This window comes from Paraburkholderia sp. A1RI_3L (assembly GCF_048957895.1).
Lineage (GTDB): Bacteria > Pseudomonadota > Gammaproteobacteria > Burkholderiales > Burkholderiaceae > Paraburkholderia > Paraburkholderia kururiensis.
Map to the genome: position 1 here is coordinate 88,451 of NZ_JARCHA010000001.1, position 13,132 is coordinate 101,582.

Sequence of the window (13,132 nt, forward strand, 5' to 3'; positions counted from 1 at the left end):
AGCCTGCCTGAGCAACTCAGGCAGGCTTTTTCGTCACTGCGCGGCGCGGCGACTACACGCCGCCCTTACCGGAAGGATCAGCCCCAGATCACACGCCGATACCCTCAAGAATCTCGTCGTGTTTCTCGCGCTCGTCCAGGTACTCGGTGCGGTAGCCCGTACGCACACCCCAGTAATAGAAAACCAGCGAAAACGCGATCACGACGACCATGTCCCAGCCGTAGGGAATCAGGTTGTGTCCGCCGAACTCCTTGCTGCCGATCAGCGAGAGCAGCGCCATGATGGGCAGATACGCCACGAGCCACCACGCCGCTTTCAGGTCGCGGCCCCAGCCGCTCCAGCCCGACTTGCCCTGGAAGTAGAAGTACACCGGCAGTGCGACGATCATCAGCAGAATAATCTCGCCCGTCAGCGGCCACTTCGCCCAGTACAGGATCAGCGACGCGCACACGAACGCGAACGGCGCGATCACCGACATGCCGGGAATGTGCAGCGGACGCTCGAGGTCCGTAGCCGAACGGCGCAGCGCCATCAGACTGATCGGGCCCGTGAGGTACGAGATCACGGTGGCAACCGAAATCACCGCCGCGAGCGAGCTCCAGCCGCGGAAGAAGAACAGGAAGATGAACGACACGAGCAGGTTGAACCACATCGCCTGACGCGGCACGCCGTAGAACGGATGCACGTTGCCGAAGATCTTCGGCATCGTGTTGTTGCGCTCCATCGCGTAGATCATGCGCGTCGTGGTCGCCATGTAGGTCGTGCCGGTGCCGCTCGGGCTCACGAACGCGTCTACGTAGAGCAGGATGGCGAGCCAGTTCAGGTTCAGCGCCATCGCCAGTTCGGCGAACGGCGACTTGAAGTTGAACTGGTTCCAGCCCTTCATGACGTCGGACGGGCTCACCGCGCCGATATAGGCGATCTGCAGCAGCACGTAGATGACAAGCGCCAGCAGGATCGAGCCGATCACCGCGAAAGGCACGCTCTTCGCCGGGTTGCGCGCTTCGCCTGCAAGGTTGATCGGGCTCTGGAAGCCGTTGAACGCGAACACGATGCCGCTCGTCGCCACGGCCGTCATCACCGCAGACCAGCCATACGGCGCGAACGTGCTGGCTTCACCGAAGTTCTCGTGATGGAAGCCTGTGGCCATGAGACCGGCGATGGTCAGGCCCGGAATCAGGAACTTGAACACGGTGATTGCCGAGTTCGCGCGCGCGAAGACCTTCACGCCCCAATAGTTGAGCAGGAAGTACACGATCACGAGCAGCGCCGAGAGCAGTAACCCTGTTGTGGTGAGTTCACCGCCCACGAAGAGCTGGTGCGCCCACTCGTACGGCCAGGTGCTCATGTACTGGATAGAAGCTTCCGCCTCGATGGGGATCACCGACACAATGGCGATCCAGTTGGCCCACGCGCTGATGAAGCCTACGAGCGAGCCGTGCGAGTACCGCGCATAGCGCACCATGCCACCGGACTCGGGGAACATCGCACCGAGTTCGGCATAGGTGAGCGCGATGGCGAGAATCACGACAGCACCGATGATCCATGCACAGATCGCGGCGGGCCCGGCAATCTTGGCGGCCTTCCATGCACCGAAGAGCCAGCCGGAGCCGATGATGGAACCCAGCCCGGTCAGCATCAGCGCGATCGGACCAATGTTCCGTTGAATAGAACTTTTCACGTCATCTCCTGTATCAAGCGCAGCTTGACGCTGCGGCGCCCCCTCTGACGTGGGGCTCTCGCGGGCGTCGCACATGCATGCGCGAGCGTGTTTTCTGGGTGCAACCGCCGCGCGGCGCGTAGTTTACCGGTTGCACCAGCCGAATGCAGTCAAAATCCGGGTTGTCCCTACAAAAAAATGCGCTTTAGCGCAAGCTTTGTAAGAGTGAATGCGGCCCCATTCAGGCACGTCAGATAGAAAAGACCCTGCAATTTCCTCGGTTGCGGTTGACCTTCTTTGAAAATCGCCGTATAAAGTCCGGGCAGGATTTCAAGCGGCGAGTGTGAATTGGTCTTTCGTGGTTCGCCCATCAACGGTACTCCGGCTGTCCTATTACCCCCTTCCTTGATTTTCGTGCACATCCCAACGGGCTTCGGCTCAAATTCATCTTTAGGAAAGTAATATGGAAACCGGTACCGTCAAGTGGTTCAATGACGCTAAGGGCTTTGGCTTCATCACCCCGGACGGCGGCGGTGAAGACCTGTTCGCGCATTTCTCGGAAATCCGCGTGGAAGGCTTCAAGACGCTGCAAGAGAACCAGAAGGTTCAGTTCGAAGTGAAGACTGGCCCGAAGGGCAAGCAAGCCGCGAACATCAAGCCGCTGTAAGCAGGAGCAAGCGGCACGCCCAAGCCACATGCGGCTTGGGCCTCTGCGCTTCCTGACGCGGGAAAAACCCCACGCTTCGTTCGAAGGTGGGGTTTTGTCATTTCTGGAGCGTTGCAAGGGGGCGTTGCAGGTGCGTCGCCGGGACAGGTGACTAGCATCCAGCAACCGTGCTCGACCGGCGGATCGTCCGCCGGCCCGTAACCGTTCTCTCAGTGCTCAGCCGAACTCAGCCGAACAGCCGTCGGGCGTGAATGCCGAGCCCCGTCGCCACGCTGGCAAGCCGGTCGCCGAAGACCGGGCGAGCGTCAGGAAACGCGGCGGCAAGCGCGTTCGATAGAAAGGCGAGCCCCGTCGAGCCCCCCGTGAAGTACACCGCGCTCACCTCGCGCGGCGCGACGCCTGCGGTGCGCACCGTCTCGCGCGCCGCCTCGACGATGCGGCGGGTTTCCTCGATGCCGGCCTCGATGAGTTGCGCCTCGTCGAATGCGAGGCGCAACCCTTCTTCCACCTCTTCCAGATCGATCATCGTTTCGCCACCGGCGGCCACGCCGATCTTGGCCTCCTCGGCACGCGCGGCCAGCGCATGACCCAGCCGCCGTTCGACCACGCGCATGAGGCGGTCGTGCTGGCGCGTATCGCAGAACAGATGGCGCATCAGCTTCAGCTCCGTCACCCGCTTGGGCGTGTAGACGGTGTTGATCAGATGCCACGTCGCGAGATCGAAATAGATACGGTTCGGCATCTCGCGCCCTTCGGGGTCGAGCGCCCGATTGCCGAATTCGGGCAGGATGGCCGTGAGCTCCACGCGACGGTCGAAGTCCGTGCCGGCCACGTGCACGCCGTGGTGCGCGAGCACGTCGTCCTTGCGCTCGATGCGTGCCATCCGATCCGGGCCGACGCGCACGAGCGAAAAGTCCGACGTACCGCCGCCGATGTCGGCCACGAGCACGAGCCCCTCTTCCGCGAGGCGCGACTCGTAGTCGAACGCCGCTGCAATCGGCTCGTACTGAAAATGGATTTCCGCGAGCCCGATGGAGCGCGCCGCCGCTTCGAGCTGGCGCTGCGCGAGCGCGTCGGCGCGAGGGTCGTCGTCGACGAAGAACACGGGGCGGCCCAGCACGGCGCGCGCGATCGGGCTGCCCGCGCAGGCTTCCGCGCACTGTTTCAGGTGCGCGAGGAAGGTGGCGATCACGTCCGTATAGCGGATGGCGCTGCCGTCGCCGAGGTCCGTCGTGGTTTCGGCGAGCGGCGAGCCGAGGATGCTCTTCATCGACCGCATGAGCCGACCGTCGAAGCCGTCCACGTACGCCGCCAGCGCGGCGCGGCCGAATTCGCGCGTGTGTTCGTCGGTATTGAAGAAGACCGCGGTGGGCAGCGTGGTGTACGCACCCTCCACCGGGGCAAGGCGCATCGACGCGCCATCGGGCAAGGCAACGGCCGAATTGGACGTGCCGAAGTCAATCGCGCAGAAGTTCATGGCTGGACTCGCCGCTCACGGCTGACGCGGAAAAATGAGGACGGGCTTTGTATCATGAAAACCGCTTGGCGATCAACCGGATAGCCGCGCAGGCAGCGGCCGGGAACGGCGATTGCGGCACCGCTTGGCTACGCCTGCTGCGGCCCCGAAGCAAGGAGATGTACGGAAGCGGAAGCGCGCCGTGAAGCGTGTTCTGGGCGGCCGCACTCCGGCGCGGCATGCCGCACCGTGCAGCAACGCCGCGACCACATCGCGACAACACTGCGCTACCTATCCGGCAACCAGCGCCACCACGCCGCGCCACCCACGCAGCACCAAGGAGACGCCACGCCATGTCCCGGCTACCCCGTGCCTCAGCAGGCGATTCGTCGCCCGCCGCCGCGGTCGTCCAGACCGATCTGCCCTCGCGGCTCGACCGGCTGCCGTGGGGCCGGTTTCATACGCTGATCGTCGTGGCGCTTGGCGTCACATGGCTGCTCGACGGCCTGGAAGTAACGCTCGCCGGCGCCGTGGCGGGCGCCTTGAAGGCGAGCCCCGCGCTGCGCTTTTCGAATGCCGACGTCGGGTTGGCCGGCAGCGCGTACATCGCGGGCGCCGTGCTCGGCGCGCTCGGATTCGGCTGGCTCACCGACCGCCTCGGCCGCCGGCGCCTTTTCTTCGTCACGCTCGGTCTCTACCTCACGGCGACCGCGGCCACGGCGCTGTCGTGGAATCTCGCGAGCTTCATCGCGTTCCGCTTTCTCACGGGGGCGGGCATTGGCGGCGAATACACCGCCATCAACTCGACGATCCAGGAGTTCACGCCGGCGCGCGCGCGCGGATGGACCGATCTGGGCATCAACGGCACGTTCTGGGTGGGCGCGGCGCTTGGCGCGACCGGATCGCTGGTGTTGCTCGATCCCAACCTGCTGCCGGGCGACTGGGGCTGGCGCGCCTGCTTTCTGATCGGCGCCGCGCTCGCGCTCGCCATCCTGCCCATGCGCCGGTGGATTCCCGAAAGCCCGCGCTGGCTTATGACGCACGGCGAGCACGAGACGGCGAAGTCGGTGGTCGAGGACATCGAGGCCCGCTTTCGCCGCGCCGGCCACACGCTCGCCGACGACGTGCTGTGGCCGCTGCGTCTGCGCGCCCGACACCGTACGCCGCTCGGCGAAGTGCTGCGCGCACTCTTCGTGCTGCACCGGCGCCGCTCGCTCGTGGGCCTTTCGCTGATGACCGCGCAGGCGTTCTTCTACAACGCGATCTTCTTCACTTATGCGCTCGTGCTTACGGACTTTTACCGCGTACCCAGCGCACACGTAGGCTGGTATCTGCTGCCGTTCGCGGCAGGCAACTTCATCGGGCCGATCGTGCTGGGGCGGCTCTTCGACATAGCGGGCCGGCGCACCATGATCGCCGCCACCTATGCCATTTCGGGCGTGCTGCTGACGGTGAGCGGCTATCTGTTCGAGCAGCAGTGGCTCACCGTCACGACACAGACGGCAGCGTGGATGGTGATCTTCTTCTTCGCCTCCGCGGCGGCGAGTTCGGCCTACCTGACGGTGAGCGAGTCGTTCCCGCTTGAGATCCGCGCGCTCGCCATCGCGGTGTTCTATGCGTTCGGCACGGCGCTGGGCGGCATCGCGGGGCCGGTCTTCTTCGGGCGGCTGATCGACACGCATCAGCGCAGCGAAGTCTTCACCGGTTATCTGACAGGGTCGATGCTGATGATCGCGGCCGCGGTGATCGCGGCGATCTGGGGCGTGGACGCGGAGCGCAAGTCGCTAGAGACGGTGGCGGCGCCGCTCTCCGAGGTGAGCGACGAAGAGGCGGACAACGGCGCCCGGCAGGTGCGGAAAAATGCGCCGACAGACTCGATGGGCACCGTTGCCCCAGGTGTCGCCCACGAAAGCGGCCCCGCGAACGAAGTCCGGGGAAGCGGCAAACGCGCATAGCAGAACGCGGTGCGGGGGCGCGCGGCGAGTATGGCAATGAGATGCCGCAGTGGGACGCGGCGGTGGCACTCCGGCGCGGGGCCTCACGCGGCTTGACCGCACGGCGCTGCGTGGTCCGCGAGCGCAACGCCAATGCGATGCGATGCGATGCGATGCGATGCAATGCAATGCAATGCAATGCAATGCGGGCACCTTGGCACAGCCAACACCAACCATCCATGCAAGCCTACCCTTTCACCCCACACCCACCACGCCGCCCCGCCCCCTCAAATCCTCAAAACGCCTTGTTCCACGCCCCGCCGTAGGCGATCTCACCCACCGGCAAGCGCGCACGTTCCGCCTTTTCGCGGTCGCGCAACACCGGCTCCAGCTTCTGCGCGTCGCCATGGTGGGCGAGCGAGATAACCGCGATCACCTCGACGTCTTCCGGAATCGCGAATTCCTTGCGGAACGCCGGCACGTCGACGCCGCTCATCTGATGCGCGGCGAGACCGAGCGCGTGCGCCTGGAGCACGAGCGACATCGCCGCCGCGCCTGCGTCGTAAAGCGCCGTGCGGTTCACGTCGCCCTTGGCATTGCGCGTGTGCGCCGTGACGGCGATCAGCACGGGTGCCGACGCATTCCACTGTTGATTGAACGGCACGAGCGTGCCGAAAGCGCGCTTGAAAGCAGCCTCGTCGGCGAAGCGGTCGAAGACGATAAAGCGCCACGGCTGCGCGTTGTATGCCGACGGCGCCCAGCGCGCGGCTTCGAGCACGGCGCGCAGTGCGTCGCGGGAAAGCGGCTCGGCGGTGTAGGCCCGCGGGCTCCAGCGGCCGGCGAGCAGTTCGTGGATGGGCACTTCGGTAGGGGCGGGTTTGTGGCTCATGGCGTCTCTCGGTGCAGTGGGTCGTGATGATCCTGATGCCCCGCGGCCCGAAGATGCCGACCGCGGAAATATGAACGGCCGACGACCGGCGCCTGGCAGACGCCGGCCGTCAAAGGGCCATAGCATAACCGGGAGACACGACAGGTGCTGTGCAATCTGTTCCGATGCTCAGCACCTCAGAGGGAATAGACGCGCAGCGCCTTGCGCCTATACCGCCGCAGCGACCGCCCGCTGCTCGCCGCGATTGATCCGCAGCACGATGACAGATGCAATGAGACACAACCCGCCTGAAATCATCGACGCCACCGTGTAGGTGCCGAGGCTTGCGCGCAGCATGCCGGCGCCCAGCGCCGCGAACGCCGCGCCCAGCTGGTGGCCCGCCACCACCCAGCCGAACACGACCGGCGCAGCCTCTTTGCCGTAGACGTCGGTGGCGAGTCGCACGGTGGGCGGCACGGTGGCGATCCAGTCGAGCCCGTAGAAGACAGCGAAGATGGGCAGCCCGAAGAAGTCGATACCGAAAGCATGCGGCAGGTAGATCAGCGAAAGGCCGCGCAGTCCGTAGTACCAGAAGAGCAGCACGCGGCTGTTGAAGCGATCCGAGAGCCAGCCCGAGAGCGTCGTGCCGAACAGATCGAAGATGCCCATGGTGGCGAGCAGCGACGCGCCCTGCACTTCGGTCATGCCGTAGTCGCCGCACATCGCGATCAAATGGGTACCGACATAGCCGTTCGTGCTCGCGCCGCAGATGAAAAAGCTGAAGAACAGTAGCCAGAAGTCGCGCGTGCGGCTCGCCATCGCGAGCGTGCCGAAGGCGACTTTGAGCGGATTCTGGGCGGCGGCCATGGGCGCCGGCGGCGCGTCGTGCGCTTCGCCGAACGGGCGCAGCTTGAGGTCCGCAGGACGCTCCGGCAGCAGGAATGCCACAAGCGGCAGCACCACCGCAGCGGCAGCGGCCACAACGAACACGACCGCCTGCCAGCCGTGCTTCTCGGCGACGGCCGCGAGCAGCGGCAGGAACACGAGCTGCCCCGTGGCGGAACTCGCGGTGAGAATGCCCATCGCGAGGCCGCGATGCGTGCTGAACCAGCGGTTCACCACCGTCGCCGACAGCGTGAGCGCCGCCACGCCCGTTGCGCCGCCCACCATCACGCCCCAGACGAGAATCATCTGCCACGGGTGGGTCATCATCGAAGAGAGCGCCACGCCCGCGCCCATCGTGCCGACCGCCGTGAGGATGGTGGGACGCACGCCGAAGCGCTGCATGGCGGCGGCCGCGAACGGCCCCATCAGGCCATAAAGCGCGATGTTCACCGATATGGCGAGCGAAATCGTCGCGCGGCTCCAGCCGAACTGGTGCTCGAGCGGAATCATCATCACGCTGGGCGTGGCGCGCGTTCCGGCCGCCGCGAGCAGCACCAGAAACACCACTGCCACCGCCAGCCAACCGTAGTGAAAGCGTCCGCCTACCATCCTTGCTGCCCAGTTCATCCGCGCTCCTTTGTGTTCTTGTTGGGCGCGCTTTCGGCGCCGCACTCCACCCGCCATCCGATGATTGTTACCGGTCAGTAACAAGATTGTTGCGATCTTAGTTACCGCTCGGTAACATGTCAAGGCATCGCCCCGACGTCACTACAGGCAGCATGGACATGTCGCAACACGAATCGTCACCTGGAACCGGCACGCGCCGCCCGCCCACCGCCGCATCACAGGCGCAGGAGCATCTGCTCTCCGCTGCGGCCGATCTGTTCTACCGCGAAGGCGTGCGGGCCGTCGGCGTGGAAGCCGTGGTGGAACGCGCGGGCGTGAACAAGATGAGCCTCTACAGGCAGTTTTCGTCGAAGGACGATCTTGTCGTCGCGTACCTGAAGCGCTCCGACGAACGCTTCTTCCAGCGCTTCGAGCGCAGCATCGAGAAGCATCCCGGCAACGCCGCGAAGCAACTGCTCCAGTATTTCGAAGACCTCGCGGAACGGGCGTCCGTGAAGGACTATCGCGGGTGCCCGTTCGTGAACGTCTCCGCCGAGTTTCCCGACACGAACCACCCCGCGCGGCGATGCGTGACGGACAACAAGACGAAACTAATGGCGCGGCTCACCGAGCTGGCCGCCGAGGCCGGCGCGAACGACGCAGCCGCGCTCGCCAACGCGCTCGCGCTCTTGATCGAAGGCATTTACGCGGCCAGCCAGACCTATGGGCCGGGGTGCGGTCCGGTACTCGCCGCGCCGAAAGTAGCCGCGCAGTTGATCGCAGCGGCCCGCCCGCAGGCACCCACCCAAAGCGCGCCGTAACCGCATCTAGAATGACGGCTTTCGTTCGCCCCGTCGCCCCACCACCATGCCGCTTTCCCCCGCCTCCCGCGAAACGATCCTGAGCGACACGCGCCACTGGCTCACGCGCGCCGTGATCGGCCTGAACCTGTGTCCGTTCGCGAAGAGCGTGCACGTGAAGAACCAGATTCGCTACACGATCAGCGAAGCGACGGACCTGGAAAGCGTGCTCGCCGATCTCGAAACGGAGCTGAAAACGCTGGCCGAAGCGGACCCAGCGGATATCGACACGACGCTGCTGATTCTCCCCAACGCGTTCGCCCACTTCGCCGATTTCAACAACTGCACGCACTTCGCCGACCGGCTGCTCCGGCAACTGCGACTGGAAGGCACGCTGCAGATTGCGAGCTTCCATCCGCAGTTCCAGTTCGAAGGAACGCAAGCCGACGACATCGAGAACTACACGAATCGCGCGCCGTATCCGATCTTGCATCTGCTGCGCGAGGCGAGCATCGACCGCGCCGTGGAGGCCTTTCCCGACGCCGCCCAGATCTACGAGCGCAACGAGGCTACGTTGCGCGAGATGGGACTCGAAGGCTGGCGTAAATGGATGAGCGAGAAAGACTGACTCGCCCTTTGCGGCACGTTCGCTCGTCCCTGCCGCACCGGGTCGCCCGTCAGGCCTCCACGAAAAACCGCTCGCGCAGTTCGGCGATGCCGAGCGTATCCAGAATCTCGTTGAGACGCTCCGCAGGCTTGCGGCGCGGCAAATTCTTGTACTGGGCAATGATGAGTTCGTTCTTCATCGAATGCTCCCAGCCCACCAGTTCGGTGACGCTCACCTGGTAGCCGTGCGCCTCGAGTTGCAGGCAGCGCAGCACGTTCGTGATCTGGCTGCCGAATTCGCGCGTATGCAGCGGATGCCGCCAGATTTCCGTCAGCGCGTTCGCGAGCGACTTGCCCTTGTTACGCCGCAACACGCCCGCCACCTCGGCCTGGCAGCACGGCACCACCACGATGTACTGCGCGTGTTTCTTCAGTGCAAATCGGATGGCGTCGTCGGTCGCGGTATCGCAGGCGTGCAGTGCCGTGACGATATCGACCGTTTCCGGCAGTTCGCTCGACGCGATGGACTCCGCCACCGAGAGATTCAGAAACGACATCCCGCCAAAACCCAGCCGCGCGGCAAGCTCGCGCGACTTCGCGACCAGTTCTTCGCGCGTCTCGATGCCGTAGATATGCGAGCTATCGCACTGCTCCTTGAAAAACAGGTCATAGAGAATAAAACCAAGGTATGACTTGCCGGCGCCGTGATCGACGAGCGTGATGTTCGCTTTCTCGTTCTTCAGTTCTTTGAGCAGGGGCTCGATGAACTGGAACAGGTGATACACCTGCTTGAGCTTGCGCCGGCTGTCCTGGTTCATCTTGCCGTCGCGCGTGAGGATATGGAGTTCCTTCAGGAGTTCGACAGACTGATTGGGGCGGACTTCGTAGGTCTTGGCGGCAGTGGACATCGTAAGCGGATCGTGAGGCAGCACAGACGCAGCGACGCGTGGCGAAGGGCCACGAAACGTGCGACAGAGGACAGAAGGAACGGAAAGTACCTGTCATTTTACGGAAAAAGCCGGACGGAACCGGCGGCGCGGCACCATCTTGCCCGAGTGCGCCTGGAACGCTTCGTGCAAGACCCGGTCGCCGGACGGCCGGCAGGGAACGCCGCACCGGTGGGCCGTGCGTAGAACCCGCATAAACAAGACATCAGAGGGACCAGACTCGCCCGCCGGCGCAACAAGCCGGCAGGCATGTGGGGAGGACGCGCCGGAACATGGGCGCTCATGTTACGTAACCTGCAGTGCGCCGGACAGCGTCGAACACGCCCAGAAGCGCACGCGGCATGAAATGAGGCGGCAATGGACGCACTACCCGACGGAAAGGCCGAGCAGAAGTTTCAGGAACTGCTCGCGAAGCTCACGGCCACGCCTGAGTGGACGGAGAAGCAGCAGATCGAACTCGAAATGGCTCGCGACATTTCGGTGGAGATGCTGCAGCTCGCGGAACACATGCGCGACGGCGAAGCCAACCTGGAAACCTGCCTGATCCTGCTGAAATACGCGAAGGTGCTCGACTTCGTGATGACCTCGCTTGCCGCGCGCCGCGACATCAAGCCCCAAACGCTGCGCGTGATCTTCAAGCTCGCCGGGCTGAAGGTCGACGAGGCTTATCCGGGTTGATGCAGCCTGACGCGGGCTGACGAAGGCGAGCCTGGCTGGACAGACTCAGCGGCACCAGCACGCACGCGTTGCGCGCACGGTCTACCGCATGGCCGCGCGCAGCACGATTTCGGCACCGGCAACAGCGAGCCCCGCGGCAGGCGAAGGCGAGTGCCACGCAGCGCGCGCCGGAAAATGCCTTGACCGCCTCCCCCTCCCATTCCTACTATCAATGACCGCGACAGCCGCCTGTCGCGTGGCGCGGCGCAGCACGCACACAGCCAGCGCCACGCCGCAAGCAGGCTATGGCGCAAGACGCGCTCGTCGAAGGCTCCGCCCAACGCATCGTTTAGCGTCACTGTCGGGCGATACAAGAAGCCGATTCACCCGAACCGTCCGCCATGCGCGTCGCGCGAGTTTTCCGTTCTCGCGCGGCACGTCCCATGCTGTAGTCATCCGCACGCTTTCAGAACAAGACACCGGCGCCGAACGCAAACGCGGCGCACCAGTGTGGTCCGCTGTCCGGCATCGCAGCGGGCCGCCATGCATCGCCATGATGCCGTTCGAGGAGGAGACAAGAGACATGAGGAAAATGCGCTGGGTCGTCGTCCTGTTGTGCTTTCTTGCGATCGCGGTGAACTACGTCGATCGCGCCAACCTCGCCGTCGCGGCGCCGCAGATCCAGCACGCGCTCGGCATTGGGCCCGCCGAAATGGGGCTCATCCTGAGCGGCTTCTTCTGGACCTATGCGTTCATGCAAATGCCGTTCGGCTGGTTCGTCGACCGCGTGGGCGCGCGCATCGCGCTACCGCTCGCGGTGGGCTGGTGGTCGCTCTTCACGGCGGCTACCGCGGGCGCAACCAGCGTGGCGTCGATGTTCGGTTGCCGGTTGATGCTCGGCGTGGGCGAGGCAGGCGCGTACCCGTCGTGCGCAAAGCTCGTCGCGCAGTGGTTTCGTCCCGCCGAACGTGCGCTCGCCACGAGCATCTTCGACAGCGGCTCGCGCGTGGGCTCGGCGCTTTCCATTCCGCTCGTCGCGCTCATCATCAGCACGCTCGGATGGAAGGCCTCGTTCATCATCACAGGCGTTGTGGGCTTCGTGTGGGTGGTGGGCTGGTTCGCCATCTACCGCGCGCCCGCACACGCCGACATGACTGGCGCCGACGGCGAAGTCCCCGCACCGCAATCCGCCGAGCGCCGCGCCGGTCCCGAAGAGCCCTCCGTGAGCTGGGGCTCGCTGTTTCGCTACCGCACGCTGTGGGGCATGATGCTCGGCTTCTTCTGCCTCAACTTCGTGATCTATTTCTTCATCACGTGGTTTCCCAGCTATCTCGTCGCCACGCGTGGCTTTTCGCTGAAGTCGCTCGGCACGCTCGGCATGATTCCGGCACTGATGTCGATTCCGGGTGGCTGGATAGGGGGCCTCGTTTCGGACGCGCTGTTCCGCCGCGGCTGGAGCCTCACCGCGGCGCGCAAGACGTGCATGGTGGGCGGCATGCTGATGTCGTCCGTGATTACGCTTTGCGCGTTCACCTCGAACATCTGGCTCATGCTGGCGTTCTTCGGCATTTCGTATGGCAGCCTCGCGTTCGCCGCCGCGAGCATCTGGTCGCTGCCCGCGGACGTGGCGCCCACGCCGCGGCACGTCGCGTCGATTGGCGGCATCCAGAACTTCGCGTCGAATCTCGCCGGCATCGTCATCACGACCTTCACGGGCGCGATGGTTCAGCTCACCCAGGGCTCGTTCACCATTCCGCTCGTCGTGGCAGGCGGCTTCTGTTTTCTCGGAGCGTTCAGCTATCTCGTCATCGTGGGCCGGATCGAACCGCTTTCCGCAGCCGACGACCGGCGCCAGCAGATGGACGGTGAAGCGCGGTCGGCCATGTAGTCGCGTTGCTGCCTTGCCGCGCTCCAACGGAAGTCACGCCAGTCACGCCGCTCGCACCACTTCGACGGGCGGCGCGCCGTCATGGAACAGCGTCTTCAGTTGCGTGCGCAGCGCCGGCGTATCGGTGTGCTGATGCACACTCACGGCGTGCTGCAACT

General features: G+C 64.8%; 11 protein-coding genes. 6 read left to right on the forward strand and 5 right to left on the reverse strand.

What is annotated here, in order from left to right:
- Positions 1 to 88: 88 nt before the first annotated feature.
- Positions 89 to 1,681, reverse strand: coding sequence for an APC family permease (locus PXJ20_RS00400; protein WP_017776141.1), 1,593 nt, complete (start codon positions 1,679 to 1,681; stop codon positions 89 to 91).
- Between the two features lie 442 nt (positions 1,682 to 2,123).
- Here PXJ20_RS00400 and PXJ20_RS00405 point away from each other — a divergent pair, with 442 nt between their 5' ends.
- The gene (locus PXJ20_RS00405; protein WP_017776142.1) at positions 2,124 to 2,327 is read left to right on the forward strand and encodes a cold-shock protein; all 204 of its coding nucleotides are present in this window, start codon (positions 2,124 to 2,126) and stop codon (positions 2,325 to 2,327) included.
- Positions 2,328 to 2,553: 226 nt separating this feature from the next.
- Here PXJ20_RS00405 and PXJ20_RS00410 read toward each other — a convergent pair whose 3' ends face one another.
- A complete protein-coding gene (locus tag PXJ20_RS00410) occupies positions 2,554 to 3,804 on the reverse strand; it encodes an Hsp70 family protein (RefSeq protein ID WP_421029918.1) in 1,251 nt (416 codons plus the stop codon).
- Positions 3,805 to 4,136: 332 nt separating this feature from the next.
- Between PXJ20_RS00410 and PXJ20_RS00415 the strand changes: the two genes are divergently transcribed.
- The gene (locus tag PXJ20_RS00415) at positions 4,137 to 5,738 is read left to right on the forward strand and encodes an MFS transporter (protein ID WP_421029919.1); all 1,602 of its coding nucleotides are present in this window, start codon (positions 4,137 to 4,139) and stop codon (positions 5,736 to 5,738) included.
- Between the two features lie 274 nt (positions 5,739 to 6,012).
- Here PXJ20_RS00415 and PXJ20_RS00420 read toward each other — a convergent pair whose 3' ends face one another.
- A complete protein-coding gene (locus PXJ20_RS00420; protein ID WP_017776145.1) occupies positions 6,013 to 6,606 on the reverse strand; it encodes a nitroreductase family protein in 594 nt (197 codons plus the stop codon).
- 207 nt (positions 6,607 to 6,813) lie between these two features.
- On the reverse strand, positions 6,814 to 8,097 hold the full coding sequence (locus tag PXJ20_RS00425) for an MFS transporter (protein ID WP_421029920.1): 1,284 nt from the start codon (positions 8,095 to 8,097) through the stop codon (positions 6,814 to 6,816).
- Positions 8,098 to 8,249: 152 nt separating this feature from the next.
- Here PXJ20_RS00425 and PXJ20_RS00430 point away from each other — a divergent pair, with 152 nt between their 5' ends.
- Positions 8,250 to 8,897 (forward strand): TetR/AcrR family transcriptional regulator, encoded by a 648-nt coding sequence (locus tag PXJ20_RS00430; RefSeq protein WP_421029921.1) that lies wholly within the window; start codon positions 8,250 to 8,252, stop codon positions 8,895 to 8,897.
- A 46-nt stretch (positions 8,898 to 8,943) separates the two neighbouring features.
- On the forward strand, positions 8,944 to 9,504 hold the full coding sequence (locus PXJ20_RS00435) for a DUF1415 domain-containing protein (protein ID WP_421029922.1): 561 nt from the start codon (positions 8,944 to 8,946) through the stop codon (positions 9,502 to 9,504).
- Positions 9,505 to 9,553: 49 nt separating this feature from the next.
- On the opposite strand, the gene PXJ20_RS00440 is transcribed toward PXJ20_RS00435, so the two are convergent.
- Positions 9,554 to 10,390 carry a class I SAM-dependent methyltransferase gene (locus PXJ20_RS00440; protein WP_421029923.1) on the reverse strand — a complete coding sequence of 279 codons (837 nt, stop codon included), beginning with the start codon at positions 10,388 to 10,390 and terminating at the stop codon, positions 9,554 to 9,556.
- Between the two features lie 396 nt (positions 10,391 to 10,786).
- Between PXJ20_RS00440 and PXJ20_RS00445 the strand changes: the two genes are divergently transcribed.
- Together PXJ20_RS00445 and PXJ20_RS00450 are read left to right on the forward strand one after the other, a co-directional pair.
- Positions 10,787 to 11,107, forward strand: coding sequence for a hypothetical protein (locus PXJ20_RS00445; RefSeq protein ID WP_017776150.1), 321 nt, complete (start codon positions 10,787 to 10,789; stop codon positions 11,105 to 11,107).
- A gap of 562 nt (positions 11,108 to 11,669) precedes the next feature.
- Positions 11,670 to 12,974: an MFS transporter gene (locus PXJ20_RS00450; RefSeq protein ID WP_421029924.1), complete on the forward strand. Its 1,305-nt coding sequence runs from the start codon at positions 11,670 to 11,672 to the stop codon at positions 12,972 to 12,974.
- Positions 12,975 to 13,132 lie beyond the last annotated feature (158 nt).

Coding starts and splice junctions, on each gene's coding strand:
- PXJ20_RS00420 (WP_017776145.1), bottom strand. CDS start 6,606: ATGAGCCACAAACCCGCCCCTACCGAAGTGCCCATCCACGAACTGCTC.
- PXJ20_RS00405 (WP_017776142.1), top strand. CDS start 2,124: ATGGAAACCGGTACCGTCAAGTGGTTCAATGACGCTAAGGGCTTTGGC.
- PXJ20_RS00450 (WP_421029924.1), top strand. CDS start 11,670: ATGAGGAAAATGCGCTGGGTCGTCGTCCTGTTGTGCTTTCTTGCGATC.
- PXJ20_RS00410 (WP_421029918.1), bottom strand. CDS start 3,804: ATGAACTTCTGCGCGATTGACTTCGGCACGTCCAATTCGGCCGTTGCC.
- PXJ20_RS00440 (WP_421029923.1), bottom strand. CDS start 10,390: ATGTCCACTGCCGCCAAGACCTACGAAGTCCGCCCCAATCAGTCTGTC.
- PXJ20_RS00425 (WP_421029920.1), bottom strand. CDS start 8,097: ATGAACTGGGCAGCAAGGATGGTAGGCGGACGCTTTCACTACGGTTGG.
- PXJ20_RS00445 (WP_017776150.1), top strand. CDS start 10,787: ATGGACGCACTACCCGACGGAAAGGCCGAGCAGAAGTTTCAGGAACTG.
- PXJ20_RS00430 (WP_421029921.1), top strand. CDS start 8,250: ATGGACATGTCGCAACACGAATCGTCACCTGGAACCGGCACGCGCCGC.
- PXJ20_RS00415 (WP_421029919.1), top strand. CDS start 4,137: ATGTCCCGGCTACCCCGTGCCTCAGCAGGCGATTCGTCGCCCGCCGCC.
- PXJ20_RS00435 (WP_421029922.1), top strand. CDS start 8,944: ATGCCGCTTTCCCCCGCCTCCCGCGAAACGATCCTGAGCGACACGCGC.